The organism is Streptomyces sp. NPDC004610, assembly GCF_040609715.1.
Lineage (GTDB): Bacteria > Actinomycetota > Actinomycetes > Streptomycetales > Streptomycetaceae > Streptomyces.
Genome location: NZ_JBEXLA010000007.1, coordinates 114,080 through 140,551, shown reverse-complemented (window position 1 = coordinate 140,551; position 26,472 = coordinate 114,080). Strand labels below are relative to the sequence as shown.

Sequence of the window (26,472 nt, the reverse complement as noted above, 5' to 3'; positions counted from 1 at the left end):
CGAGCCGGCGACGGCCGCCCGCCTCACCCTCCACCCCGTCTCCCCCGACACCGCCCGCGCCCTCGCCACCGGCGGCGACGGCGGCTTCACCTGGGCCGGGGGCACGCCCTTCGAGGGCACCCGGGTCGCCGCCGGAATGCTCGTCAGGGCGGACGAAGCGGGGGTGTACCGGCCGGAGTTCGGGCTGTACGTCCTCGTCCGCCACGACGACGGCCGGGCGCTGGGCGCCATGGGCTTCCACGGCGCCCCCGACGACGACGGCCGGGTGGAGATCGGCTACGACCTGGTCGAGGCGGCCCGCGGCCAGGGGTACGCCACCGAGGCGCTGCGCGCACTGGCCGCCGACGCCCTCGCCCGCCCCGGCGTCCGCTCCCTGTTCGCCACGGTGGAACCGGACAACCTCCCCTCCCAGGCCGTCCTCACCCGCGCCGGCTTCACCCGCGCCGACGACCCCGCCGACACCGAGGCCCCCTTGCTCGCCTACGAGCTGCGCGGCGGACGGTGACCGGGGCGGCTCACACCCGCCGCCCCTTCGGCCTGCGCAGCCCCGCGCCCGTCAGCAGCCGTACCACCTCCCGGCTGCTCACCTCCGTCGCGCCCGCCCGGACCGCGTCCCGGTAGCGCTCGGACGGCAGGTCGTAGTGGTCGCGCTCGAAGGCCCGGGGCGGGACGCCCAGCGCGGCGGCGAAGAGATGGAGTTCGGCGTAGGAGGCGTCGCTGATCAGATGCGACCAGAGGCGGCCGTGGCCCGGCCAGGTGGGCGGGTCGATGTAGATCGTCACGAGGAGGGCTCCGCCCCAGCGCCTCCGGCGGATCCAGCGCCTCCACCGGATTCACCGGATCCACCGGATTCACCGGATCCCAGCCCGCCCAGCGCCGCGACCCTCACCCCCGCCTGGTGGCACACCCAGTGCGGGTCGGGGCCCAGCTCGGGCTCGATCTCCAGGGCGTGCGGGTCGCCGGAGCCGCACACCGGGCACAGCGGCCAGCGGCCGTAGCGGTCCAGCAGCGCGTCCTGGACGTCCTGCGCGACCAGCCCGGCGACGAAACCGGCCCCGTCCGGCCACTGCTCCACCCACCAGCGCCGCTCCCGCACCGAGTCCTCGACCAGCGACACCACATCCGCCTCCGCCACCTCACCGGCGGCCAGATCCGCCAGCACCAGTGCACGGGCCGTATGGAGGGCCTGTTCCAGGGGGCTGACGGGCCGGGAGGGGGGCGGGGATGCTGAGTGCGGAGCCATAACCCCCATTGTGCGTACCTCGCGCGCCCTTGACCCGCCCCCGGCCCGAAAATATCTTTCAGGAGTGACCCAGGACGTGAAGGAAACTTTCAACACCTCCCCCACCCCGGCACCCACCACCCCCTCCCCCTCCCCGGCACCCACCACCCCCTCCCCCTCCCCGGCGCCCGCCGCCCTCGCCGCCAAGGTGCGCACCCTCGGCCCCTCGATGACCCGCTCCATGCAGCGCGTCGCCGAGGCCGTCGCCGGGGACCCCGCCGGGTGCGCCGCCCTCACGGTCACCGGTCTCGCCGAACTCACCGGCACCAGCGAGGCCACCGTGGTCCGCACGGCCCGGCTGCTCGGCTACCCCGGCTACCGCGATCTGCGGCTCGCCCTCGCCGGGCTGGCCGCCCAGCAGCAGTCCGGCCGCGCCCCCGCGATCACCACCGACATCGCCGTGGACGACCCCATCGCCGAGGTCGTCGCCAAACTCGCCCACGACGAGCGGCAGACCCTCGCCGACACCGCCGCCGGACTGGACACCGCCCAGCTCGGCGCCGCCGTCGCCGCCGCCGCGACGGCCCGCCGGATCGATGTCTACGGCATCGGGGCGTCCGGACTGGTCGCCCAGGACCTCACCCAGAAGCTGCTGCGGATAGGGCTCATAGCCCACGCCCACTCCGACCCCCATCTCGCCGTCACCAACGCCGTCCAGCTGCGCGCGGGCGATGTCGCCGTCGCCATCACCCACTCCGGGTCGACCGGGGACGTCATCGAGCCGCTGCGGGTCGCCTTCGAACGGGGGGCCACCACCGTGGCCATCACCGGGCGGCCGGACGGGGCGGTCACCCAGTACGCCGATCACGTCCTGACCACCTCCACGGCCCGGGAGAGCGAGCTGCGGCCCGCCGCGATGTCCTCCCGGACCGGACAGCTGCTGGTCGTGGACTGTCTGTTCGTCGGGGTGGCCCAGCGGACGTACGAGACGGCGGGGCCCGCGCTGGCCGCGTCCTACGAGGCCCTGGCCCACCGCCACCGCCGCTGACCCGGAACACCCGCACAGCAACCCGGCACTCGTCGAAAGAGCCCCCTGACATCATGACCTCCACCTCCGAACCCCGCGATCTCCGTGCCGAGTTGGAGTCCCTGGCCACCGAGGCGTTCCGGCCGGACCTCGCCGAGATCGACCGCCTCGACACCCTCGCCCTCGCCACCCTGATGAACGGCGAGGACGCCACCGTCGCCGCCGCCGTCGCCCGTCAGCTGCCCCGGATCGCCGCCGCCATCGACGCCGTCGCCGCCCGGATGGGCCACGGCGGGCGGCTGATCTACGCCGGTGCCGGGACCGCCGGGCGGCTCGGGGTGCTGGACGCCTCCGAGTGCCCGCCCACCTTCAACACCGACCCCGGCCAGGTCGTCGGGCTGATCGCGGGCGGCCCGTCCGCCATGGTGACCTCGGTCGAGGGCGCCGAGGACTCCCCCGGCCTGGCCCGCGCCGACCTGGACGCCCTGAAGCCGACCCCCGCCGACACCGTCGTCGGCGTCTCCGCCTCCGGCCGCACCCCGTACGCCCTCGGGGCCGTCGGGCACGCCCGCGACCTGGGCGCGCTGACCGTCGGCCTGTCCTGCAACCCGGGCAGCGCGCTGGCCGCCGCCGCCGAGCACGGCATCGAGGTGGTCGTCGGCCCCGAACTCCTCACCGGCTCCACCCGGCTGAAGGCGGGCACCGCCCAGAAGCTGGTCCTCAACATGATCTCGACGATCACGATGATCCGGCTGGGCAAGACCTACGGAAATCTGATGGTGGACGTGCGTGCCTCCAACGAGAAGCTGCGCGCCCGCTCCCACCGGATCGTCGCGCTGGCCACCGGCGCCCGGGACGACGAGATCGAGCGGGCGCTCGCCGCCACCGACGGCGAGGTCAAGGACGCCGTCCTGACCATCCTGGCCGGGGTGGACGGCCCCACCGCCGCCCGCCTTCTGGAGGAGTCCGGCGGCCATCTGCGCGCCGCGCTCGCCGCGGCCACCCCCTGACCCGCACCCTCGGGAGGTGCGTACCGACCCCTCCGCGACCGAACCCTCCGCGCTCGCCGCGGCCCTCCTCCCCCTCCTCGGCGGCCCGGCGAACATCACCTCCGTCGCCCACTGCATGACCCGGCTGCGCCTCGGCCTCGCCGATCCGGCACTGGCCGACGAGAGCGCGCTGCGGGCGCTGCCCGGCGTCCTCGGCACGGTCACCGCCGACGACACGTACCAGATCGTGCTGGGGCCGGGGGTGGTCACCCGGGTGACGGCGGAATTCAAGACGCGGCTACGGGCGGCGGCGTCCGGCACGGCCGCCGACTTCGAGACCCGGCTCCAGACCGCCCCCGGCACAACCGCCGAGTTCGAGACACACCTGCAAACGGCCTCCGCCACCACCGCCGCGGAACTCGCCGCCCGTGGCGAGCGGCTCCGCGTCGGCCGCCGGGAGCGCAACGCCACCCCCGCCAGAACCGCCCTGCGCCGGATCGCGAACATCTTCGTGCCGCTGATCCCCGCCCTCATCGGCTGCGGCATCCTCGCCGGGCTGGCCGGGCTGCTGCGCAACGCCGGCTGGCTGCCCGGGGTGACCCCGGCGCTGACCGCCGTCGCCGCCGCCTTCATGGCGCTGATCGCGGTTTTCGTCGGCTACTTCACCGCGAAGGAGTTCGGCGGCACCCCGATCCTCGGCGGCGCCGTCGCCGCGGTGGTGGTGTACCCCGGGGTCGCCCAGGTGACCGCCTTCGGCGTGACCCTCGCCCCCGGCCAGGGCGGCGTCCTCGGCGCCCTCGCCGCCGCGCTGCTCGGCACCGTCGTGGAGAAGGCGTGCCGGGGGCGGATCCCGGCCGCCCTCGATGTCCTGCTCACCCCCACCCTCACCGTGCTGATCGCGGGCCTGGCCACCCTCTACGGCCTGATGTACGCGGCCGGGGCCGTCGCCGCCGCCCTCGGCACCGCTACCGACTGGCTGCTGAGCACCACCGGCGCCCTCGCGGGCCTGGTCCTCGGCGGGCTCTTCCTGCCCCTGGTGATGCTGGGCCTGCACCAGGCCCTGATCCCCGTCCACGCCACCCTGATCGAGCAGCAGGGCTACACCGTCCTGCTCCCCCTCCTCGCCATGGCGGGCGCGGGCCAGGTCGGCGCGGCGGCGGCCGTCTACGCCCGCCTGCGCGCCGACACCTCCTTGCGGACGACGATCAGATCCGCGCTCCCGGCGGGCCTGCTCGGCGTCGGCGAGCCGCTGATCTACGGCGTCTCCCTCCCCCTCGGCCGCCCCTTCCTGACGGCGTGCGTGGGCGGCGCGGCGGGCGGGGCGTTCATCGGGGTGTTCGCGATGCTCGGGGTGAAGGTCGGCGCGACCGCGATCGGCCCGTCCGGCTGGGCCCTCTTCCCGCTGCTGGCCGGCAACCACGGCCTCGGGGCGTCGGCGGCGGTGTACGGGGGCGGCCTGGCCACCGGTTACGCGGCCGGTTTCCTCGCCACGTACGCCTTCGGCCTGAGGCATACGACACTGGACCCATGAACCACGCCCAACTCACCTCCCTGGGCCGTGCCCTCCGACTCGTCGGTGAGCACGGCGACGCCCTGACCGGGACGACCCCGGACGCCAAGCTGCACGAGATCCGCGGGGATCTGCGCCGCGCCCTGGACCTGCTGGAGGAGGGCGTCACCGCGGCGGCGCCGACGACCCGGTGCGCCGAGCACCCGGGCGGCCCGGTCGACGAGAGCGCGCCGGATCTGTGCCTGCTGTGCGAGACCCGACGGCGGGCGGCCCGCCGCGCGGAGTTCAACGGCCCGGCGGGACCGGCGGGCCCGGCCCCCGGCGCGCCCTCCCGCTACGGGGTGCGCGGCGACCGTCCGCAGCCCCAGCAGCGCTGGCTGCCGGAGCTGTGGAACGGGCAGGAGTGGCAGCTGTGCGGCACCCCGCGCCGCGACCGGCACGAGGCGGAGCTGTATCTCGCCGCCCAGCGCCGCGGCTCCCGCCCGGCGACGGCCTACCGCCTGGTCCACGAGTTCACCGACTACGAGGTCCTACGGGTCTGGGGCACCCCGATCCGCACGGACATCGAGCCACTGGGCAACCTGTGACCGCCGGTCATCCCCCGCGACCGAGCCGCCGGGCAAGCTGTAGCCGCAGGTCATCCCCCGCGACCGAGCCACCGGGCAACCAGTAGCCGCCGGTCACCCCTCCCGACCGAGCCACTGGAGAACCGGTAGCCGCCGGTCATCCCCCACGACGGAGCCGCCGGGAAACCGGCAGCCGCCGGTCCCCCTCACGACCGAGCCACCGGGGAATCCGTAGCCACCGGCCATCCCCCGCGACCGAGCCACCGGGAAACCGGCAGCCGCCGGTCACCCCTCCCGACCGAGCCACCCGGCAACCGGTGGCGCCGGTCACCCCCCGCGACCGGAGCCTCCGGGATACCGGTAGCCGCCGGTCACCCCTCCCGACCGAGCCACTGGGCAATCCGTAGCCACCGGTCACCCCCGCGACCGAGCCTCCGAAAACCGGTAGCCGCCGGTCCCCCTCCCGGCCGAGCCACCCGGCAACCGGTGGCGCCGCGGCTCACACCTCTCGGACGGCCTCCACCTCGGCCCCGCCCTCCTCCGCCGAGGACGCCTTCAGCGTCGTGGCCCCCACGGGAACCACCCGCCGGGCGGGCAGGAACGCGGCGACCGCGAAGGCCACCAGCGCCGCGCCCGCGCCGACCGCGAGCACCGTACGGAAGCCGTCCCGCGAGGGCAGCGCGACCGGCCCGAACGACGTGGTCATCTGGGCCAGGATCACCCCGGCGAGCGCGCTGGCGAAGGACGTGCCGATGGACCGCATGAGCGTGTTGAAGCTGTTCGCGGCGGCGGTCTCGGACGGCTCCACGGCCTCCATGATCAGCGCGGGCATCGAGCCGTAGGTGAAGCCGATCCCGGCGCCGATGACACAGGACACCAGCACGAAGTGCCAGACCTCGGACATCAGGGCGATGCTCAGCCCGTACCCGGCGGCCACGATCAGCGCGCCGACCATCAGGGTCACCTTGGGCCCCTTGGCCTTGGTGACCAGGGCGGAGACGGGCGCGGTGGCCATCATCACCAGCCCGGAGGGGGCCATCACCAGCCCGGCGGCCAGCATGGACTGCCCGAGGCCGTAGCCGGTCGCGGCCGGCATCTGGAGGATCTGCGGCATCACCAGGGACATGGCGAACATGGCGAGGCCGACGGCGATCGAGGCGAGATTGGTGACCAGCACCTGGCGGCGGACGGTGGACCGCAGATCGACCAGCGGCTCCCGGGTGCGCAGCTCATAGCGCCCCCACATCAGCAGCACCAGCACGGCGGCGGCGAACAGCCCCAGCGTGGTGGCACTCGTCCAGCCCCAGTCGGCGCCCTTGGAGACCGCGAGCAGCAGACAGACCAGCCCCACGGCCACCCCGACGGCACCGGGCACATCGAACCGGCCGCCCGTGCGCACCGGCGACTCCGGGACGAGGGCGATCACCAGCGCCCCGGCCACCACACCGAGCACCGCCGAGGCCCAGAACAGGATGTGCCAGTCGAAGTTGTCGGCGATCAGGGCGGCGGCGGGCAGTCCGAGGGCGCCGCCGACGCCGAGCGAGGCGCTCATCATGGCGGTGGCGGAGGCGAGCCGCTCGGCGGGCAGTTCGTCGCGCATGATGCTGATGCCGAGCGGGATCACCCCGGAGGCCAGGCCCTGGAGCACCCGGCCCACGAGCATCGGGGCGAGCGAGTCGCTGAGCGCGGCGACGACGGACCCGGCGACCAGCAGGGCCACGGACACCAGCAGCATCCGCCGCTTGCCGTACATGTCCCCGAGCCGCCCCATCACCGGGGTGGCCACGGCCGCCGCGAGCAGGGTGGCGGTGACGGCCCAGGCGGCGTCGGACGCGTTCGCGTCCAGCAGCCGCGGCAGCTCCGGGACGATCGGGATGACCAGCGTCTGCATCAGCGCGACGACGATCCCGCTGAAGGCGAGGACCACGACGACGGCCATGCTCCGCGGCGGTGCCGCGCCCCCGGTCGCGGCGGTGGGGGAGAGCGAGTCGGACATGTCGGAGCCTCCGTCGGAACATCACCAGATCATTGACCGAGGCAACGATAATTTACTTGCTTGAGTTACTCAAGAAACACTGGTCAGAATCGGGGCGGAGACGGGGGCAAGAGCGAGGGCGGGGGCGAGGGAAAGCGCGCCGCAGGCCCCCGGCCCATAAGCCCCCGCTCGCAGCCTCTCTCTCTCCCCCCCCCGGAGGGGCTACCGCACCCAACCCCGCGCCTCGATGACATCCAGCACCTGGTCCTCGTCCAGCTCGTAGACGGTCTCGTGGGCGCGCGGGTCACGGGCGTGCAGGGTGTGGAAGAGCGGCCCCGCGGCCCCGCCGACATCGACCACCGACGCGGACGCCCCCCGCACGGCCCGCTCGGCGCCGGGGCGGGCGGTGAGGTCGATGCGGTTCACCACCGCCGGGCCGACCCAGACCGGGATCGCGGCGAGCAGCCCGAGGAGCTGGAGATGGAAGTGCCCGGTCAGCACCACCCGGACATCGCTGCCCCGCAGCACCTCCGCCAGCGAACGCGGATTGCGCAGCCCGAAGGCGCGCTGGGTGTCGACGTCCATGGCGATCGGCGGATGGTGGAAGGCGACGATCGTGCCCCGCTCGGCGGTGGTGCGCAGCAGATCGTTCAGCCAGTCGAGCTGGGCGTCGCTGAGACCGCCGTAGACCTGGCCGGGGATCAGGGAGTCCAGGGTGATGAACCGGTAGCCGCGCACCACGCTGACCGCGGCCTTCTCGCCCTCGGCGGAGGAGAGGACCGTTTTTGCCGCGTCCGAGCCGTCGACCGCGAGATGCCCGCTGCCGAGGACCTTCCCGAAGGCGGCGCGGTCGTCGTGATTGCCGGTGGTGAAGAACAACGGCACCCCGAGCCGCGCCGCGAACCCCCCGATCAGCTCCCTCGCCAGGGTGTACGACTCCACCGCGCCGTCGTCAGCGATGTCCCCGGTGACGATCATCGCGTCGACCCCGCGCTGATGTCGCAGCTCGCCGAGCATCAGCCGCAACGATTCGGTGGCGTCGACGCCGTGCCGGTTGGGTCCGGCGATCCGCTCGATATGAGTGTCGGACAGATGGAGGATCCGCATGGCGGCACGCTAGCGACGTGGACGCGTCCGCGTGGGGCGTATGAACAGAAGTACCCCGTTGTGGGGAGCGGGGGGATTGACGGGGTCTGCCGGGCGGGTTTTTCGAGTGCGGGCCGGTGGGGGCTGATCGCGCAGTTCCCCGCGCCCCTAAAGGCCCTGGCGCTCACGCCCTGCTTTCAGGGGCGCGGGGAACTGCGCGAACAAGCCCCACCGGCCCGCACCCACCCCCCGAAAACGCCCAAGGGCGGCACCCCGGTCTCCCGGAACGTGCCGCCCTCGAACCGAAGGACGTGATCGACAGCAGCCGATCAGAAGTCCATGTCACCACCCGGCATACCGCCACCCGCAGGCGCCGCGGCCTTCTCCGGCTTGTCGGCGATGACCGCCTCCGTGGTGAGGAACAGCGCGGCGATCGACGCGGCGTTCTGAAGCGCCGAGCGCGTCACCTTCGCCGGGTCGATGATGCCCTCGGCGATCATGTCCACGTACTCACCGGTCGCGGCGTTGAGACCGTGACCCGGGGTGAGGTTGCGGACCTTCTCCACCACGACGCCGCCCTCAAGACCGGCGTTGACGGAGATCTGCTTCAGCGGAGCCTCCAGCGCGAGCTTGACCGCAGCCGCGCCGGTCGCCTCGTCACCCTCCAGCTCCAGCTTCTCGAAGACCGAGGAAGCCTGGAGCAGGGCCACGCCACCACCGGCGACGATGCCCTCCTCGACGGCCGCCTTGGCGTTGCGCACGGCGTCCTCGATACGGTGCTTGCGCTCCTTGAGCTCCACCTCGGTCGCGGCACCGGCCTTGATGACGGCCACGCCGCCCGCGAGCTTCGCCAGGCGCTCCTGGAGCTTCTCGCGGTCGTAGTCGGAGTCGGAGTTCTCGATCTCGGCGCGGATCTGGTTGACCCGGCCGGCGACCTGGTCCGAGGACCCGGCGCCGTCGACGATCGTGGTCTCGTCCTTGGTGATGACGACCTTGCGGGCCCGCCCGAGCAGGTCCAGGGTCGTGTTCTCCAGCTTGAGACCGACCTCCTCGGAGATCACCTCGCCGCCGGTGAGGATCGCGATGTCGTTCAGCATCGCCTTGCGGCGGTCACCGAAGCCCGGCGCCTTGACCGCGACGGACTTGAAGGTGCCGCGGATCTTGTTGACGACCAGGGTCGACAGGGCCTCGCCCTCGACGTCCTCGGCGATGATCAGCAGCGGCTTGCCCGACTGCATGACCTTCTCCAGGAGCGGGAGCAGGTCCTTGACGTTGGAGATCTTGGAGTTCGCGATGAGGATGTACGGGTCCTCCAGCGACGCCTCCATGCGCTCCATGTCGGTGGCGAAGTAGGCGGAGATGTAGCCCTTGTCGAAGCGCATGCCCTCCGTCAGTTCGAGCTCCAGACCGAAGGTCTGGGACTCCTCGACGGTGATGACGCCTTCCTTGCCGACCTTGTCCATGGCCTCGGCGATCAGCTCGCCGATCTGGGTGTCGGCGGCGGAGATGGAGGCCGTGGAGGCGATCTGCTCCTTGGTCTCGACCTCCTTGGCCTGGTCGAGCAGCGCACCGGAGACGGCCTCGACGGCCTTCTCGATACCGCGCTTGAGGGCCATCGGGTTGGCGCCCGCGGCGACGTTGCGCAGACCCTCCTTGACCAGCGCCTGGGCCAGGACCGTAGCCGTCGTCGTGCCGTCACCGGCGACGTCGTCCGTCTTCTTGGCTACTTCCTTGACCAGCTCGGCGCCGATCTTCTCGTACGGGTCTTCGAGCTCGATCTCCTTGGCGATGGAGACACCATCGTTGGTGATCGTGGGGGCGCCCCACTTCTTCTCAAGGACGACGTTGCGGCCCTTGGGGCCGAGGGTGACCTTGACGGCGTCGGCGAGCTGGTTCATCCCGCGCTCAAGGCCGCGCCGCGCCTCCTCGTCGAACGCGATGATCTTGGCCATGTGAAGTGGTCCCTCCAGGACTGGGGGTGATTCTTCGGACCGCGCCCGCGCCCGCGACGGACGGCGCGCCTGCCTCGTGGTTCCTTGCCCCACCCGGCTTGCGGCCTCACCGACCCGGTCCTTCGTTGTCACTCTCACCTTCAGAGTGCTAACGCCAATGATTAGCACTCGCCCTAGGAGAGTGCAAGCGCCTGCCATGATCCGCCGAGCGGGGACGGGCACCTCCCGCAGCCCTCCCGGAACCCTCCCCGAGCCCTCCCGGAGCCCTCCCGGGGCCCCTTCGGAGTCTCCCCGCAGCCCCTCCGCAGTCCTCCCGGGGCCCTCCAGGACAGCCGGAAGGGCCCGCACCCAGGTGGATGCGGGCCCTTCCGTACCAGAAACGTTTCAGGCGGTGACGCGAACCATATCGGCCTGCGGGCCCTTCTGGCCCTGCGAGATCTCGAACTCGACCCGCTGGCCCTCTTCCAGGGTGCGGTATCCGTCCATCTGAATGGCGCTGTAATGGACGAAGACGTCCGCACCACCGTCGACCGCGATGAAGCCGTACCCCTTCTCCGCGTTGAACCACTTGACGGTGCCCTGAGCCATGCCTAACTCCCCTATTACTGGCCCTTGCACAGATCCACACTTCGCGGATCCGGGTCATACCTCGCACCCCGATGGGTTGGGGGCGTGCGCCGGAACGCGTCGACCGCGGCTGAATGTATCTGCCCAACTGCCGTCTGCAACAGGTCAATCGGACGAGAAATCCGGGCAGGACCGGTCGGGAATTTCTGGAGAATTCCCCAGAGTTCGGGGCAAGTCGGGCCAGACAAAGAGAACTAAAGACGCAAAGAAGCCTCACACTTTGGCTACTTCTCATCGCTGCTTCAGAACGCGAACAGCAGCGGTTCCCCAACTCTACCGCGTCTAACCATGCAGAATTGCCCCCTCCGTTTCTCTCACGGAGGGGGCAATTGAAAGAACAGTGCGTAACTCAGCAGCCGCCGGCCACGGCGGGAATGATCGAGACCCCGGCACCGTCGGGCGTGGCCGTCTCCAGCCCCTGCTCGAAGCGCACATCATCATCATTGACGTACACATTGACGAACCGCCGCAACTTGCCCTGATCATCCAGCACCCGGGCGGCGATCCCGGTGTGCTTGGCCTCCAGATCGGCGATGACCTCTCCGAGGGTCGCTCCCTCGGCGCTCACCTCGGCGGCTCCACCGGTGTACGTGCGGAGAATGGTGGGGATGCGGACACTGACGCTCATGTTGAAACCTCCGGAATGGGATACCTACTGGGGGCGCGGGAGAACTGCGCGACCGAGCCCCACCGGCCCGCAGACGAACAACAACGATCTATGCGAGCCCGGCGTCGCGGAACGACTCCAGACTGGGCCGAATCGTCGCCGTCAGCCCCGTGTCCGCCACCGCGTCCAACGTCTTCAGCCCATCCCCGGTATTGAGCACGACCGTCGTCAGCGAGGGATCCAGCACCCCGTTCTCGACCAGCTTCTTCGTCACCCCGACGGTCACCCCGCCCGCCGTCTCCGCGAAGATCCCCTCCGTGCGGGCCAGCAGCCGGATCGCGTCGACCACCTGCGCGTCGTTGACGTCCTCCACCGCTCCCCCGGTCCGCCGCGCGATGTCCAGCACATACGGGCCGTCCGCCGGGTTCCCGATGGCCAGCGACTTGGCGATGGTGTTCGGCTTCTGCGGGCGCACCACGTCGTGCCCGGCCTTGAACGCGGCCGACACCGGCGAGCAGCCCTCGGCCTGGGCGCCGAAGATCTTGTAGGGGCGGTCCTCGACCAGCCCGAGCGCGATCAGCTCCTTCAGCCCCTTGTCGATCTTGGTGAGCTGGGAGCCGGAGGCGATCGGCACCACGAGCTGGTCGGGCAGCCGCCACCCGAGCTGCTCACAGATCTCGTACGCCAGGGTCTTGGAGCCCTCGGCGTAGTAGGGCCGCAGATTGACGTTGACGAAGCCCCAGCCCTCGCCGACCGGGTCGCCGATCAGCTCGGAGCAGAAACGGTTCACGTCGTCGTAGTTGCCGTCGATGCCGACGAGCTGGCCGCCGTAGACCGCGGCCATGACGATCTTGCCCTGCTCCAGGTCGTGCGGGATGAAGACGCAGGAGCGGAATCCGGCGCGGGCGGCGGCGGCGCCCACCGCGCCGGCCAGATTGCCGGTGGAGGAGCAGGACAGGGTGGTGAAGCCGAAGGCGCGGGCCGCCTCCAGGGCCTGGGCGACGACCCGGTCCTTGAAGGAGTGGGTGGGGTTCCCGGAGTCGTCCTTGACGTAGAGGGGGCCGGTGATGCCCAGCTCGCGGGCGAGGTTGTCGGCCTGGACGAGATTGGTCCAGCCGGGGTTCAGATTGGGCTTGTCCGCCACATCCGCCGGGACCGGCAGCAGGGGGGCGTAGCGCCAGATGTTCGCGGGGCCCGCGGTGATCCGCTCGCGGAGTTCCTCGGTGTCGTAGCCCGAGAAGTCATAAGCGATCTCCAGCGGGCCGAAACACTCCTCGCAGGCGAAGAGCGGGCCGAGCGGGACGCGATGGCCGCATTCACGACAGGAGAGCGCTGCGGCGGGTCCGAGATCGACGATGGAATGCGCGGTATTGGCGACAGTCTGCACAGCCATGTGAGGCGAGGCCCTTTCTCCTCATCTTTCCCACGACGCATCTCGCCGTGAGACGGATTTGGCACCTTCCCTAGCCGGGAGCCTCGCGGAGACGATCGTGACGTCACACCGAAACCGTCGGTGGACTGATCGCTACGAGACCGGCTGGAGGGTTGCCGGGGCTTCATCGGGCCGTTTCCCTCTGCCCCTCTGGATGAGCAATATGTGGTTGTTCATGCGGTTGTCTGAGCGGTTGTGGATGCTGCGGACCCCCGACATGCGATGGTCATCAGCGTTGTTCAAGACTGTAACCGAAGGCCAGCACAGTTGAGATAGTCGTCCGAACCGCGAGATGGATCACATACGGGCGCGAGACGCCCCCTAGTGGTCCGAACAGTGAGGAGCCGCAGACCGTGGTGGAAGAAGTCGAGCGCTGGCTGATGACCCGCACCTGGTCCCTGTCCGACCGCCCGCTCCATCGCATCATGGCCGCCAAGCGCGCCACCGGCCAGTCGGTCAGCGTGGTGCTGCCCGCGCTGAACGAGGAGGCGACCGTCGGCGACATCGTCACGGTCATCCGCCACGACCTGATGGAGCGGGTCCCGCTCGTCGACGAGATCGTCGTCGTGGACTCCGGCTCCACCGACCGCACCGCCGAGGTGGCCGCCGCCGCCGGCGCCCGGGTGGTGCACCGTGACTCGATCCTGCCCCGTATCCCGGCCGTCCCCGGCAAGGGCGAGGTGTTGTGGCGGTCGCTGCTGGTCACCGGCGGCGACATCGTCTGCTTCATCGACGCCGACCTGCGGGACTTCTCGTCCGACTTCGTCTCCGGCATCGTCGGCCCGCTGCTCACCGAGCCGGGCGTCGATCTGGTCAAGGGGATGTACGACCGTCCGCTGGCCGGGGCGGCCGGGCAGGGCGGCCGGGTGACCGAGCTGATGGCCCGCCCGCTGCTGAATCTGCACTGGCCGCAGCTGGCCGGGTTCGTCCAGCCGCTGGGCGGCGAGTACGCGGCCCGCCGCTCGCTGCTGGAGCAGCTGCCCTTCCCGGTCGGGTACGGGGTCGAGCTGGGCATGCTGGTGGACTCGCTGCACCTGGTCGGCCTGGACGCGCTCGCGCAGGTCGATGTGGGGGTGCGCAAGCACCGGCACCAGGACGGGCAGGCGCTCGGCCGGATGGCCGCCGCGATCTACCGCACCGCGCAGCTCAGACTGGCCCGCGGCCATCTGGTCCGGCCGGCGATCACCCAGTTCGAGCGGGGTGAGGACGGCTTCGAGGCGCGGACGTACTCGGTGGACACCGAGGAGCGCCCGCCGATGGCGGAGATCGCCGAGTACGCGGCCCGAAAGGTGGCGTGAGCAGCGACGATGTGACGGGGTGGCCGTATACGGCGGATGGGCATGTGCCGGAACCGTACGTTTGAGCGTTTACAGCGCGGGCTAGGTTGAGGCGTATGGCCGCAACCTCTTCCGGCGCCGCGCGCGTACTGGTCGCTTCCAACCGGGGTCCCGTGACATACGCCGTGGGCGACGACGGGACCCTCGCCGCCCGGCGCGGAGGCGGGGGGCTGGTCTCCGGGCTCTCCGCGATCGGGCCCGAGGCGGACGCCCTGTGGGTGTGCTCCGCGCTCGGCGACGGCGACCGCGAGGCGGTCCGGCGCGGGGTGGGCGAGCCGGGCGTGCGGATGCTGGACATCCCGGCGGACATCCACGCCGACGCGTACAACGGCATCGCCAACTCGGTCCTCTGGTTCGTCCACCACATGCTGTACCAGACCCCGCTGGAGCCGGTCTTCGACGCGGAGTTCCGGCGCCAGTGGGCGTCGTACGAGACGTACAACCGGGCGTTCGCCGAGGCCCTGTCCCAGGAGGCGGCGGACGGGGCGGCGGTCCTCGTCCAGGACTACCACCTGAGCCTGGTCCCGGGGATGCTGCGGGCCCTGCGGCCCGATCTGCGGATCGGCCACTTCTCGCACACCCCCTGGGCGCCGCCCGAGTACTTCCGGATGCTGCCGGACGACATCGCCGGGCAGCTGCTGCGGGGGATGCTCGGCGCGGACCGGCTGGGCTTTCTCACCCGGCGCTGGGCGGACGCGTTCACCGCGTGCTGCGAGGCGTTCGTCGGCGGCACGGGCGGTACGGCGATCGGGGTGCACGGGCTCGGTGCCGACGGGGACTTCCTGCGGCGGCGCTCGCACGAACCGGATGTCGCCGAGCGGATGGCGGTCCTGCGCGAGCAGATCGGCGGGACGGACCGGCGCACGATCGTGCGGGTGGACCGTACGGAGCTGTCCAAGAACATCGTGCGGGGGCTGCTGGCGTACCGGCAGTTGCTGGACGACCACCCGCAGTGGCAGGAGCGGGTGGTGCATGTCGCCTTCGCGTATCCCTCGCGGCAGGACCTGGCGGTGTACCGGGAGTACATGGCCGAGGTGCGGCGGCTGGCCGAGGAGATCAACGCGGGGTACGGGACGGCGGGGTGGACGCCGGTGCTGCTGCATCTGGAGGACGACTTCGCGCGCTCGCTGGCGGCGTACCGGCTGGCGGATGTGGCGCTGGTCAACCCCATCCGGGACGGGATGAACCTGGTCGCCAAGGAGGTGCCGGTCGTCTCCGACGAGGGGTGTGTGCTGGTGCTGTCGCGGGAGGCGGGGGCGTGGGAGGAGCTGGGGGAGGACGCGGTGGGGGTGAATCCGTACGACGTGGTGGGGACGGCGGGGGCGTTGCACTCCGCGCTTTCGATGCCGGGCGGGGAGCGGGGGGAGCGGACGAAGAGGTTGGCTGCCGCGGGGACGGCGTTGCCGCCGGCGCGGTGGTTCTTGGACCAGCTGGGGGCGTTGCGGGGGTGAGGCGGTTCGCTGTCGGGTGCGGGTCGGTGGTCGCTTTTCGCGCAGTTCCCCGCGCCCCTGAAACGCATGGTGGCCATGTGCGGGTGTGTGGGGGTTGTTCGCGCAGTTCCCCGCGCCCCTTTGGGGCGCTCCTGTCGACCGGCGGGAGGGCCACTCCCTAGGGGCGCGGGGAACTGCGCGAAGAGCGACCACGGGCCCGCACCCGACAACGGCGCTGTTTTCCAGGGGCGCGGGGAACTGCGCGAAGAGCGACCACGGGCCCGCACCCGACCACCGGACCCTTCAGGGGCGCGGGGAACTGCGCGAAAAGCGACCACCGGGCCGGACTCGTCGGGATCGTCACCGCAGCGTCCTCGCCAAAGACGTCAGTAGGCGTACGACCCCCTCCGGCCCCGGCACCACCACGTCCGCCCGTTCCCGCAGTCGCGGAACCTCGTCGCTGCCGCTGCACACCAGCACCCCCGGTACCCCCTCCCCCCGCAGCGCGTCCACCGCCGCGTACGCGGGAAGGTCCCCCAGGTCGTCGCCGGCGTAGAGGACCGAGCCCGCGCCCGTCTCGTGGGCGTGCTCGGTCAGCGCGACGCCCTTGTCCATGCCCGGGGGACGCAGTTCCAGGACGAAGCGGCCCGGTTCGACCATCAGGCCGTGCCGCGCGGCCAGCGCGAACAGGGGCTCGCGCAGGGCGTCGAACGCCGCCTGCGGATCCGGCGCCCGGCGGGTGTGGACCGCCAGCGCCCTGCCCTTGTCCTCGATCCACGCCCCCGTCCGCCCCACCACCCCCGGCAGTTCCTCCCGTACCGCCGCGACCCCCGGCGGCGGCTCCGGCGCCGTCACCTTCCCGGTCGCCGCGTCCCACCGCTCCGCCCCGTACGCGCCGAGGACGACCAGATGGTCCAGGCCCGCCACCCCCGCGAAGCCCCCGTACCGCACCGCCACCTCCGCCGGGCGGCCGGTGATCACGGCGATGGAGGCGACCTTGGGACCCAGCGCCACCAGCGCGGCCAGGGCGTCCGGGTGGGCCCGCGCCCGCGCCGGGTCCGGGACGATCGGCGCGAGCGTGCCGTCGAAGTCGAGGCCGATCACCGCCCGCTCCGGCGCCGCCAGCAGCGCCCGCACCCCCTGCCGCCCGGCCTCGGTCACCGGCGTCGGAAAACCGTTCGCGTCACTTCCGTGGCTGCCCATGGCACCCGAGCCTAGAGCGTGCGCACCCGGCCGGTGCCCGTCAGCGCTCCGCGCGGCGCGACTGCCGGACCCGTCTGAGCCGGTTGACCGTCACCGGGTCGTGCTCCAGGGCCCGGGGGTCGTCAAGGAGGGCGTTGAGGAGCTGGTAGTAGCGGACGGGGGCGAGGCCGAGCTCCTCGCGGATCGCCCGCTCCTTCGCCCCCGGACCGGGAAAGCCGCGCCGCTCCAGCGCGAGCACCCGCCGTTCCCGGTCCCCGAGCGGAGCCCGTTCCCGGCGGCCACCGAGTGACTCCCGCGGCTCCCGCGGCTCCTGCGAAGCCCGCGGCGCGTCCGGCGCGTCCCCTTCCCTCTCCCTTTCGCTTTCCCTCTCCATGAACCCACCGTAGCCCCGGGCACTGACAGCACCCGCTCGCTACCGGCTCTCCGCCCTCAGGGCCGTCGACTGGAGTTCCTCAAGGACCGCCCCCGGGTTGCCGCCGGGGGCCACCGCCGTGCCGATCTCCGTCTTGACCTCGGCGCTGACCGTCGCCCAGGACGTGCGGCTGACCGGATACAGCTCGGAGAGGGGGAGTTCGTCGAGGAAGGGCTTGAGGTCGGCGTCCTCCTTGGCGCCGGTCATGATCTCGGACGCGGAGTCGGTCACCGGCAGCAGGTCGTAGCGGCGGGAGAAGTCGAGGACGTTGCGCTCGCTGTAGACGAAGTTGAGGAACTCGCCGACCTGGTCCCGGTGGCCGCGTTCCTTGAAGGCCATCATCCAGTCGGCGACCCCCATGGTGGCCTCGCTCGCGCCCTCGACGCCGGGCATCGGGACCATGCCGAAGTCCACGTCCTTGGCGGCGGCCATCTTCATCAGGGACGGATGGCCGTTGAGCATGCCGACCTCGCCATTGGCGAACGCCTCGAAGGCGTCCGCGCGGTTCAGCTTCCCCGGTGCGACGGGACCGGTCAGGCCCTCGCCGACGAGTTCGTCGCGCAGCCAGGTGAGCGTCTCGACGTTCTCGGGGGCGTCGATGGCGTAGGAGCCGTTGGTGTCGACATAGCCGGCGCCCCCGCTGAGCAGCCACTGCATGGTCTCGGCCTGGGCCTCCTCCGCGCCGAGCGGCAGCGCGAACGGGTACTTCACGTCCCGCGCCTTCAGTTCCCCGGCGGCGGTGGCCAGTTCCTCCCAGGTGGTGGGCGGGGTGAGACCGGCGTCCTCGAAGAGGGACTCGTTGTAGAAGAGCAGCCGCGTGGAGGCGGCGAACGGCATCCCGTACTGCACCCCGTGCACCTGCCCGGCGAGGGCGAGCTGGTCGGCGAAGTCCGCCTGGACGGGTATGGAGAGCAGGTCACCGGCCTGGTAGAGCAGATCCTGGTCGGCGTAGTCGGCGTACGCGCCTATCTGCGCCAGGTCCGGCGGGTCCCCGGCGTCGACCATCTCCTTGACCTCGCGGTCGACGTCGGTCCAGGGGCGGACGCGGACATCGACGGTGACCCCCGGATGATCGGCCTCGTAGCGCTCGACCAGGCCGGCCCAGTACTCCTCGGAGCCGTTGCCGGAGCTGTCCCCGTAGTCGGCGGCGACCAGGGTCAGGGTGACATCGTCGGGCCCCCCGACCCCGCACCCGCCCAGGACCGCCGTCAGGCCCGCCACGGACACCATCGCGATCATTGCCGTTCTGCGCTGCCGCACTGTCGTGGTTCCACCCTGTCGTCTAGTGGCCCATACGTTCCCGGCCGGTAGGTGCTGCGGCGCGTACGTTCGGTGGCCGCGTACGTCTGTGGCTCGTACGTTCTGTGGCCCGTACCGTGCGCCGCTCGTGCCGTTCGCCGGTCGTACGGATTGTGGTCGTCACGATTTTGGTCGTCCCGTTGACGAAATCAAGGTCTACACCACGTGAATGGACTAGACCTCTTATGGGTCAACGGGTCACACTGTCCCACGTGAGACACGTCATCGCCCTCGATGTGGGCGGCACCGGGATGAAAGCCGCCCTGGTCGGGGCGGACGGCACGCTCCTGCACACCACGCGCCGGGCGACCGGCCGCGAGCGCGGACCGGACGCGGTCGTCGAGACCATTCTCGATTTCGCCGCCGCGTTGCGCGCGCACGGGGAGGAACGGTTCGGCGAGCCCGCCGTGGCCGCCGGTGTCGCCGTGCCCGGGATCATCGACGAGGCCGAGGGCGTCGCCGCCTACGCGGCCAACCTCGGCTGGCGTGACGTACCGCTGCGGGGGCTGCTCACCGAGCGGCTCGGGGTGCCCGTCGCCCTCGGGCACGATGTGCGCGCCGGCGGGCTCGCCGAGGGCCGGATCGGTGCCGGGCGGGGCGCCGACCGCTTTCTGTTCATACCGCTGGGCACCGGCATAGCGGGCGCCATAGGCATCGACGGCCGGGTGGAGGCGGGCGCCCACGGCTTCGCCGGCGAGATCGGCCATGTCGTCGTACGGCCCGGCGGGACCCCCTGTCCCTGCGGGCAGCGCGGCTGTCTGGAGCGGTACGCGTCCGCGTCCGCCGTCAGCGAGGCATGGGCCGGCGCGGCCGGTGACCCGGAGGCCGACGCCGCCGACTGCGCCAAGGCCGTCGAGGCGGGCGACCCGCGCGCCCTCGGCGTCTGGCGGGAGGCGGTGGACGCGCTGGCCGACGGCCTGGTCACCGCCCTCACCCTGCTGGACCCGCGCACCCTGATCATCGGCGGCGGGCTGGCCGAGGCGGGGGAAACGCTGTTCACGCCCCTGCGGGACGCCGTCCGGCAGCGGGTCACCTTCCAGAAACTGCCGTCGATCGTTCCGGCGGCCCTGGGCGACACGGCCGGCTGCCTGGGCGCCGGGCTGCTGGCCTGGGATCTCCTCACCGCATCTGACCTCAAGGAGGAATCGGCCTGATGGCAATCGCCCCGGGGGCGCGGGGAAGTGCGCGCACCACCCCCACCGGCCCGCAGCCGCCGCACCCCGTCCAGGTCCTCACCGGCGCACGGGTGGTCCTGCCGTCCGGCGTGGTGGACGGCGGTGAGGTGGCCGTCGAGGGCGACCGCATCGCCGCCCACGCCCCCGCCGGAGCCCCCCGCTCCGACGCCGGGGGCCACTGGCTGGTGCCCGGCTTCGTCGATCTCCACAACCACGGCGGCGGCGGCGCCTCCTTCACCTCCGGCACGGTCGAGGACGTCCTGAAGGGCATCCACACCCACCGGCTGCACGGCACCACCACCCTGGTCGCCTCCACCGTCACCGGCGAGCTGGACTTCCTCGCCCACCGGGCCGGGCTGCTGTCGGAGCTGGCCGAACAGGGCGACATCGCCGGGATCCACTTCGAGGGCCCGTTCATCTCCCCGTGCCGCAAGGGCGCCCACGCGGAGGACCTGCTGCGCGACCCCGACCCGGCGGATGTGCGCAAGCTGATCGACGCGGGCCGCGGCCACGCGAAGATGGTCACCCTGGCCACCGAACTGCCGGGCGGTCTGGACTCCGTACGGCTGCTGGCCGAGCACGGGGTGATCGCGGCCGTCGGGCACACCGACGCGACCTATGAGCAGACCGTCGAGGCGATCGACGCGGGCGCGACCGTCGCCACCCATCTCTTCAATGCCATGCCGGTGCTCGGCCACCGCTCCCCCGGCCCCATCGCGGCGCTGCTCGAAGACCCCCGGGTCACGGTCGAGCTGATCAACGACGGCACCCATCTGCATCCGGCCGCACTGGAACTGGCGTTCCGTCACGCGGGCGCCGACCGGGTCGCCTTCATCACCGACGCGATGGACGCGGCCGGTTTCGGCGACGGCCGCTACATGCTGGGCCCGCTGGAGGTCGAGGTCAGCGAGGGCGTGGCCCGGCTGGTGGAGGGCGGCTCGATCGCCGGGTCCACCCTCACCCTGGACCGGGCCTTCAAACGGTCGGTCACCGTGGACCGGCTCCCGGTCGGCGCTGCCGTCCAGGCCCTCTCCGCCAACCCGGCCCGGCTCCTGGGCATGGCGGACAGCATCGGCTCCCTGGAACCGGGCAAGTACGCCGACCTGGTGCTGCTGGACGAGGAGTTCGAGGTCCGGGGCGTGATGCGACACGGCGAGTGGGTCGTGGACCCGTCCCTGCCGCGGTTGCCTTAGCCGCTGGGCTCCGCGCCCACGCCGCCGCTGGGTGCCGCGCCACGCCGCTCGGCGCCGCGCCCACGCCGCTGGGCTTCGCGCCCGCGCCGCTCGGCTCCGCGCCCGCGCCGCCGCTGGGTGGCGCGCCACGCTGCTCGGCGCCGCGCCCGCGCCGCTGGGCTCCGCGCCCGCGCTCCTCGGCGCCGCGCCGCGCCCCTAGGCGCCGCGCTGTGCTGCGAGCCGCGGCAGGGGCGCCAACCGCTTCGGGGGCTCCAGCCCCTGCGGGAGCCCCCGTTGCTTCGGGCCCCGGTCCGTCGTGGCGGCCCTGGCGGCTCGGGCGGCCTCGGCGGTCTCGGCGGTCCCGGGCGCTTCGGCGGCTGCGGCAGCTCCGGGTACCCCGGTGGTCCCGGGCGCTTCGGTGGCTCCGGCAGCTCCGGGTACCCCGGTGGTCCCGGGCGCTTCGGTGGCTCCGGCAGCTCCGGGGACTCCGGCGGTCCCGGGTACTCCGGTGGTCCCGGCAACCCCGGACGCTCCGGCGGTGCCTGCCGCCCCAGCCGCCCCAGCTGCCCTGGGCACTCCGGCGGTCCTCGCGACTCCGGTCGATCCGGCAGCCCGGTCGCCCCAGCAGCCCGGTCGCCCCGGCGGCTTGAGCGGCCCGGACCGCCCCGACCGTTCCCGGCGGCTTCAGCCGACTCGACGACTTCGGCGCCCGGTCGATCCGGCGACATGGGCGGCCCGACCACCCCGAAACGTCCTGGCGGCTTCAGCCGACCCGGCAGCCCCGGCAGCCTGAACGACCCGGACCGCCCCCACCGTTCCCGGCGCCTTCAGCCGACTCGACGACTTCGACGCCCGGTCGATCCGGCGACACGGGCGACCCGACCACCCCGAAACGTCCCGGCGGCTTCAGCCAACCCGGCAGCCCCGGCCGCCCCGGCCGCCTGAACGACCCGGCCCCCGACCGTTCCCGGCGCCTTCAGCGGCCGGGTCGAACCGACAGCTTGGGCGACCCGACCACGCCGAAAGATCCTGGCGGCCTCAGGCAACCCGGCAGCCCCGGCGGCCCAGACAGCCCCGGTCGCCCCAGCAGCCATGGTCGCCCAACCCGACCCGACCGCTTGAGCAACCCCACCACCCCGACACTTCCCGGCAGCTTCAGCCAACCTGGCAGCCCCGGCGGCCCAGACAGCCCCGGTCGCCCCAGTCGCCCCACGCAACCCCGACCCACGCCCACCGACCCCACGCGCCCCCGACCCACACCCACCCACCCCACGCGCCCCCGACCCACACCCACCGACCCAACCGCCCCGGCACCCCCGGCACCCCCGGCCGCCCAGATCCGCCACCCCACCCCCACCCACCCCCACCCACCCCCACCCACCTCCACCTCAACCCACCTCCACCCACCTCCACCTCAACCCACCTCCACCCAGCCCCACGCACCTCCACCCACCCCACCACCCCCGTTCCAAGTCGAACTCCGTCGGGATTTCGGCCGGAATTCCCGCCGGAGGCGGCCGTCGCGGGGCTGGGCCGCTCGCCGTGTTTTTGGCATGATCGAGTCAGCTGCCCATACGGCTCGCACATGCCCCCGGGGGAGGTCGGACCTGGTGATTCTGACGGTCACCCTCAACACCGCGCTCGATCTCACCTACCGGGTCCGCGCACTGCGCCCGCACGCCTCGCACCGGGTGTCGGAGGTGATCGAACGGCCGGGCGGCAAGGGGGTGAACGTGGCCCGCGTGCTGGCCGCCCTCGGGCATGAGGCGACGGTCACCGGGTTCGTGGGCGGCGCGACCGGCCGCCAGCTCCAGGACGCGCTCACCGCCACCCCCGGGGTCATCGACGCCCTGGTCCCGGTGTCCGGCGCCACCCGCCGGACCGTTGCCGTCGTCGACGGGACCACCGGCGACACCACCCAGCTCAACGAACCCGGCCCGACCGTCACCGCCCGGGAGTGGACCGCCTTCCAGGAGGTGTACGAGGATCTGGTCGCGACGGCGTCGGCGGTGGCCCTGTGCGGCAGCCTGCCCCCGGGCGTCCCGGTGGGCGCGTACGCCGCGCTGGTCCGCACCGCGCGGGCCGCGGGCGTGCCCGTGCTGCTGGACACCGGAGGGGAGCCGCTGCGCCGGGGTGTCGCCGCCCGCCCGGACGTCGTCAAGCCGAACGCGGATGAGCTGGCCGAGCTGACCGGTTCCCATGAGCCGTTGCGCGCCACCCAGGACGCCCGGCGCCGGGGCGCCCGTGCCGTCGTCGCCTCGCTCGGGCCGGACGGGCTGCTGGCGGTGACCCCGGAGGGCCGCTGGCGGGCCGTCACACCGGTCCGGCTGCCGGGCAATCCGACCGGCGCGGGCGACTCGGTGGTGGCGGGACTGCTGTCGGGGCTGGTGGAGCGGCTGCCCTGGCACGACCGCCTGGTCCGGGCGGCGGCCCTGGCCGCGGCGACCGTACGGTCCCCGGTGGCGGGCGAGTTCGACCGGCGGACGTATGACGAGCTGCGGGGCCGGGTGGCGGTGACCGGGGAGGTCAGCGCGGCCTGAGCAACGGGCCCGGCCGGGCCGTCAGTTCTTGACCTGGCCCTTCTTCAGCCAGAGCTGGTCCAGCAGGACATCGCACTTGTCGCCGTCGTTGCAGGACACGGAGAGGGTGTTGGTGCCCTTGTTGAGGGTGGGCCAGGCGTAGGTCTGGGTCCAGGCCTTGGCGGGGTCGTCGGAGCCGGTGAAGTTGGAGAGGTTCAGCTTGCTGCCGAAGGGCTTGCCGTTGACGGTGAGGGTCATCGACTGGTCGTCACCGACCGCGCTGTAGCGGGCGAAGACCGTGTAGGTGCCGTTCTCCGGGATGCCGTTGACGGTCCAGGTGACGGAGGAGCCGACCTGGTTGAGCCCGCCGACGTACACCCCGCCCTTCGCCTGGGCGCCGCCGACGCCGGTGGCGGTCGCGGCCGTCCCGGCGAACTGGAGGGTCTGGGCGTCGGCCAGCGGGAGTTCCTCCTCGGTGGCCGCGCTGTCCTCGGCGGAGGGGGTCGGCCCGTCGGACTCCTGCTGCTGGGTGGGCGTGGAGTCGGCGGCGGTGTCGCCGCCCGGCTCCTCGTCGTCCCCGCCCATCATGGCCACGCCGATGCCGATGACGACCGCGGCGACCACCGCGAGGGCACCGATCAGCAGGCCCCTGGTGTTGGGCCCGCGGCCCCGGCCGCCGCCGCCCCCGCCGCGCGCGGCCTGCTGCGGCGCGGTCGGCGCACCGGCGCCGGGAAAGGTCTCGGGCGCCGCGTAGTGGGCGCTGGGCTGTCCGTACGCCGCCTGCTGCTGCGGCACCCCGGCGCCGTACGACGGCGGTCCGGCGGGGGCCTGCTGGCCGTACTGGCGTTCGCCGACCGTGCGCACTCTGTTGACCGAATTCGGGTAGCCGTAGCCGCCGGACGGGGGCTGGGCGCCGTTGGCCTGCCCGTCGGCGTAGAGGTAGCCGAACGGGTCGTCGTCCTCGGGCGTGCTCGCGCCGTTGTTGCCGGGCGTCATCCCTTGGTACTCCTCAACAGATGCGGAAGGAACGAAAGACAGTGGTGTACAAGGTAAGAATGGCGAGCCTACCCCGATCAGGTGGCCCAAACGGGTGACTCGTACCGCATCACACCACTGAGCTGGGGATCATCCCGCGCGCCGATGCTGTTTGGGACGAGATCGTTTCTCGACGTACATCCGCTCGTCGGCGGACTTCAGGACTTCGTCGGCCGTCATCCCGCAGTGGGCCCAGCCGATACCGAAGCTGGCGCCGACCCGTACGGCCCGGCCCTCGGCCCGGATGGGCTGGATGATCTCATTGCGCAACCGTACGGCCAGATCCTGTGCGTCGGCCCTGCCGAGCCCGTCGGCGAGGATCACGAACTCGTCGCCGCCGAGCCGGGCGACGGTGTCGCCGTCGCGGACCTGGCGGGACAGACGGCGGGCGACCTCGATGAGCACCGCGTCACCCGCGTTGTGCCCGAAGCGGTCGTTGATGGACTTGAAGCCGTCGAGGTCGCAGAAGAGGACCGCGAGGCCCTTGGTGCCGTCGTCGTGCTCGCCCTCGGGGGCGGCGGTGTGCACATGGTGGTCGTAGCCGTCGAAGCTCTCGGGGACCTCGCCGGGGGTGTCCGGGCGGTAGTCGAAGCCGTGGCCGTTGGCGTCGAAGGCGGGGTGGCCGTAGGCGGCGTCCATGGCGTCGACGGCGCCGGGGTGGGCGGCCTGGGGGCGGGCGCAGAGCCGGGAGGCGAGCCGGGAGCGCAGCTCGGCGGAGTTCGGCAGACCGGTGAGGGAGTCGTGGGAGGCGCGGTGGGCGAGCTGGAGTTCGCGCCGCTTGCGTTCCTCTATGTCCTCGACATGGGTCAGCAGGAACCGGGGGCCGTCGGCGGCGTCGGCCACCACCGAGTTGCGCAGCGAGACCCAGACATAGGTGCCGTCGCGGCGGATCAGGCGCAGTTCGGCCCGGCCGCCCTCGGCGGAGGTGCGCAGCAGGGTGCCGATGTCCTCGGGGTGGACCAGATCGGAGAAGGAGTAGCGGCGCATCGAGGAGGCCGGGCGGCCGAGCAGCCGACAGAGCGCGTCATTGCTGCGCAGTATGCGTCCGTGCTGGTCACCGCCCATTTCGGCGATGGCCATCCCGGACGGGGCGTATTCGAACGCCTGACGGAAGCTCTCCTCGCTGGCGCGCAGCGCCTGCTGGTCGCGCTCCAGTCTGACCAGTGCCCGCTGCATATTCGCGCGTAGACGGGCGTTGCTGATGGCGATGGCCGCCTGGAAGGTGTACATCTGGAGCGCCTCGCGGCCCCAGGCGCCGGGGTGGCGGCCGTTGCGCGGCCGGTCCACGGACAGGACGCCGATCAGTTCGCCGGAGGCGGCGCCCTGCTGGGCGGTGGGGGCGTACATCGGGGCGAAGAGCCGGTCGGAGGGGTGCCACTCGTCCTGGAAGCGGGGGGCGGGGCCCTCGGTGTGCCACTGGGGGACGTCGTCGTCGTCGAGGACCCAGCCCTCGGTGTGCGATATGAAGATCAGGTCGCCCCAGGTCTCGCCCATGCCCAGGCGGCGTTCCCAGGAGGCGCGGGAGCCGACCCGGCCGGTGATCAGGGCCTCGGCGGCGGGGTTCCCGGAGAGGGCGGCGACGACCAGATCGCCGTCCGGCCGGACCAGGTTCACACACGCCAGCTCGTACCCGAGGGCGCTGACGACCCCGTCCGAGACGGTCTGAAGGGTGTCCGCCAGGCTCCGGGCCGTATTCATGTCGGCCATGACCTGGTGCAGTTGCCGCAGGGATGCAAGACGGACGTAGGGCTCCGACTCGGTCTCCATGCTCGCCTCCCCCCGAGATCCCGCAGCGCGTCAGACGTAACCAGCGAATCAAGGGTTGTCCCCGGGCCACCCCGCGCTCTCCGTGTACTCCTGCCGTGCTCCTGCGTACTCCCGCTCCGCTGTACCACCC

General features: G+C 72.4%; 22 protein-coding genes, 1 pseudogene and 1 riboswitch. Of the genes and pseudogenes, 10 read left to right on the top strand and 13 right to left on the bottom strand.

Going from position 1 to position 26,472, the window contains the following annotated elements; genetic code table 11:
* Window positions 1-13: 13 nt before the first annotated feature.
* Window positions 14-505, top strand: a pseudogene (locus ABZX40_RS10055) (GNAT family N-acetyltransferase); the annotation flags it as partial.
* Between the two features lie 10 nt (window positions 506-515).
* On the opposite strand, the gene ABZX40_RS10050 reads toward ABZX40_RS10055, so the two are convergent.
* Together ABZX40_RS10050 and ABZX40_RS10045 are read right to left on the bottom strand one after the other, a co-directional pair.
* The gene (locus ABZX40_RS10050) at window positions 516-782 is read right to left on the bottom strand and encodes a DUF4031 domain-containing protein (protein ID WP_355734250.1); all 267 of its coding nucleotides are present in this window, start codon (window positions 780-782) and stop codon (window positions 516-518) included.
* The gene (locus ABZX40_RS10045) at window positions 779-1,243 is read right to left on the bottom strand and encodes a hypothetical protein (protein ID WP_355734247.1); all 465 of its coding nucleotides are present in this window, start codon (window positions 1,241-1,243) and stop codon (window positions 779-781) included. Before ABZX40_RS10045 ends, ABZX40_RS10050 begins: the two co-directional genes overlap by 4 nt.
* A gap of 76 nt (window positions 1,244-1,319) precedes the next feature.
* On the opposite strand from ABZX40_RS10045, the gene ABZX40_RS10040 reads away from it, so the two are divergent.
* The 4 genes from ABZX40_RS10040 to ABZX40_RS10025 are packed head-to-tail and all read left to right on the top strand — an operon-like array spanning window position 1,320 to window position 5,335.
* Window positions 1,320-2,270, top strand: coding sequence for a MurR/RpiR family transcriptional regulator (locus ABZX40_RS10040; protein ID WP_355734244.1), 951 nt, complete (start codon window positions 1,320-1,322; stop codon window positions 2,268-2,270).
* Between the two features lie 53 nt (window positions 2,271-2,323).
* Window positions 2,324-3,259, top strand: a complete 936-nt coding sequence (murQ, locus tag ABZX40_RS10035; protein ID WP_355734241.1) for an N-acetylmuramic acid 6-phosphate etherase — start codon at window positions 2,324-2,326, stop codon at window positions 3,257-3,259.
* A gap of 16 nt (window positions 3,260-3,275) precedes the next feature.
* Window positions 3,276-4,769 (top strand): PTS transporter subunit EIIC, encoded by a 1,494-nt coding sequence (locus tag ABZX40_RS10030; RefSeq protein ID WP_355734239.1) that lies wholly within the window; start codon window positions 3,276-3,278, stop codon window positions 4,767-4,769.
* Window positions 4,766-5,335 carry a hypothetical protein gene (locus ABZX40_RS10025; protein ID WP_355734237.1) on the top strand — a complete coding sequence of 190 codons (570 nt, stop codon included), beginning with the start codon at window positions 4,766-4,768 and terminating at the stop codon, window positions 5,333-5,335. The genes ABZX40_RS10030 and ABZX40_RS10025 overlap by 4 nt, the downstream gene beginning before the upstream one ends.
* Window positions 5,336-5,813: 478 nt before the next feature.
* Here the strand turns inward: ABZX40_RS10025 and ABZX40_RS10020 are convergent, their stop codons facing one another.
* The 6 genes from ABZX40_RS10020 to thrC all read right to left on the bottom strand — a co-directional run bounded on the left by ABZX40_RS10020 (window position 5,814) and on the right by thrC (window position 12,954).
* A complete protein-coding gene (locus tag ABZX40_RS10020) occupies window positions 5,814-7,310 on the bottom strand; it encodes an MFS transporter (RefSeq protein ID WP_355734235.1) in 1,497 nt (498 codons plus the stop codon).
* A gap of 201 nt (window positions 7,311-7,511) precedes the next feature.
* Entirely contained in the window at window positions 7,512-8,396 is an 885-nt protein-coding gene (locus ABZX40_RS10015) for a metallophosphoesterase (protein ID WP_355734233.1), read from the bottom strand.
* A gap of 308 nt (window positions 8,397-8,704) precedes the next feature.
* The gene (gene groL, locus ABZX40_RS10010) at window positions 8,705-10,327 is read right to left on the bottom strand and encodes a chaperonin GroEL (RefSeq protein WP_355734230.1); all 1,623 of its coding nucleotides are present in this window, start codon (window positions 10,325-10,327) and stop codon (window positions 8,705-8,707) included.
* Window positions 10,328-10,711: 384 nt separating this feature from the next.
* On the bottom strand, window positions 10,712-10,915 hold the full coding sequence (locus ABZX40_RS10005) for a cold-shock protein (RefSeq protein ID WP_004986573.1): 204 nt from the start codon (window positions 10,913-10,915) through the stop codon (window positions 10,712-10,714).
* A gap of 388 nt (window positions 10,916-11,303) precedes the next feature.
* Entirely contained in the window at window positions 11,304-11,582 is a 279-nt protein-coding gene (locus ABZX40_RS10000) for a MoaD/ThiS family protein (protein WP_355734226.1), read from the bottom strand.
* An 88-nt stretch (window positions 11,583-11,670) separates the two neighbouring features.
* Window positions 11,671-12,954 carry a threonine synthase gene (gene thrC, locus ABZX40_RS09995; RefSeq protein ID WP_355734223.1) on the bottom strand — a complete coding sequence of 428 codons (1,284 nt, stop codon included), beginning with the start codon at window positions 12,952-12,954 and terminating at the stop codon, window positions 11,671-11,673.
* An 18-nt stretch (window positions 12,955-12,972) separates the two neighbouring features.
* Window positions 12,973-13,154: riboswitch (SAM riboswitch) on the bottom strand.
* 192 nt (window positions 13,155-13,346) lie between these two features.
* Between thrC and ABZX40_RS09990 the strand changes: the two genes are divergently transcribed.
* Window positions 13,347-14,291 (top strand): glucosyl-3-phosphoglycerate synthase, encoded by a 945-nt coding sequence (locus ABZX40_RS09990; protein WP_355734220.1) that lies wholly within the window; start codon window positions 13,347-13,349, stop codon window positions 14,289-14,291.
* Between the two features lie 95 nt (window positions 14,292-14,386).
* A complete protein-coding gene (locus tag ABZX40_RS09985; RefSeq protein WP_355734218.1) occupies window positions 14,387-15,781 on the top strand; it encodes a trehalose-6-phosphate synthase in 1,395 nt (464 codons plus the stop codon).
* Window positions 15,782-16,120: 339 nt separating this feature from the next.
* Here the strand turns inward: ABZX40_RS09985 and otsB are convergent, their stop codons facing one another.
* The 3 genes from otsB to ABZX40_RS09970 all read right to left on the bottom strand — a co-directional run bounded on the left by otsB (window position 16,121) and on the right by ABZX40_RS09970 (window position 18,605).
* The gene (otsB, locus tag ABZX40_RS09980; RefSeq protein ID WP_355734215.1) at window positions 16,121-16,963 is read right to left on the bottom strand and encodes a trehalose-phosphatase; all 843 of its coding nucleotides are present in this window, start codon (window positions 16,961-16,963) and stop codon (window positions 16,121-16,123) included.
* Between the two features lie 40 nt (window positions 16,964-17,003).
* Window positions 17,004-17,201, bottom strand: coding sequence for a DUF3263 domain-containing protein (locus ABZX40_RS09975; protein WP_355734524.1), 198 nt, complete (start codon window positions 17,199-17,201; stop codon window positions 17,004-17,006).
* 174 nt (window positions 17,202-17,375) lie between these two features.
* Entirely contained in the window at window positions 17,376-18,605 is a 1,230-nt protein-coding gene (locus tag ABZX40_RS09970) for an extracellular solute-binding protein (RefSeq protein ID WP_355734521.1), read from the bottom strand.
* A 254-nt stretch (window positions 18,606-18,859) separates the two neighbouring features.
* Here ABZX40_RS09970 and ABZX40_RS09965 point away from each other — a divergent pair, with 254 nt between their 5' ends.
* The 3 genes from ABZX40_RS09965 (at window position 18,860) to ABZX40_RS09955 (ending at window position 23,561) form a co-directional block, all read left to right on the top strand.
* Window positions 18,860-19,828, top strand: coding sequence for an ROK family protein (locus ABZX40_RS09965; protein WP_355734212.1), 969 nt, complete (start codon window positions 18,860-18,862; stop codon window positions 19,826-19,828).
* Window positions 19,828-21,042: an N-acetylglucosamine-6-phosphate deacetylase gene (gene nagA / locus ABZX40_RS09960; protein ID WP_355734209.1), complete on the top strand. Its 1,215-nt coding sequence runs from the start codon at window positions 19,828-19,830 to the stop codon at window positions 21,040-21,042. The genes ABZX40_RS09965 and nagA overlap by 1 nt, the downstream gene beginning before the upstream one ends.
* A 1,589-nt stretch (window positions 21,043-22,631) precedes the next feature.
* Window positions 22,632-23,561 (top strand): 1-phosphofructokinase family hexose kinase, encoded by a 930-nt coding sequence (locus ABZX40_RS09955; protein WP_355734207.1) that lies wholly within the window; start codon window positions 22,632-22,634, stop codon window positions 23,559-23,561.
* Between the two features lie 21 nt (window positions 23,562-23,582).
* Here the strand turns inward: ABZX40_RS09955 and ABZX40_RS09950 are convergent, their stop codons facing one another.
* Window positions 23,583-24,536, bottom strand: coding sequence for a carbohydrate-binding protein (locus tag ABZX40_RS09950; protein WP_355734204.1), 954 nt, complete (start codon window positions 24,534-24,536; stop codon window positions 23,583-23,585).
* Window positions 24,537-24,665: 129 nt separating this feature from the next.
* Window positions 24,666-26,342, bottom strand: coding sequence for a diguanylate cyclase CdgB (cdgB, locus tag ABZX40_RS09945; RefSeq protein WP_355734202.1), 1,677 nt, complete (start codon window positions 26,340-26,342; stop codon window positions 24,666-24,668).
* Window positions 26,343-26,472 lie beyond the last annotated feature (130 nt).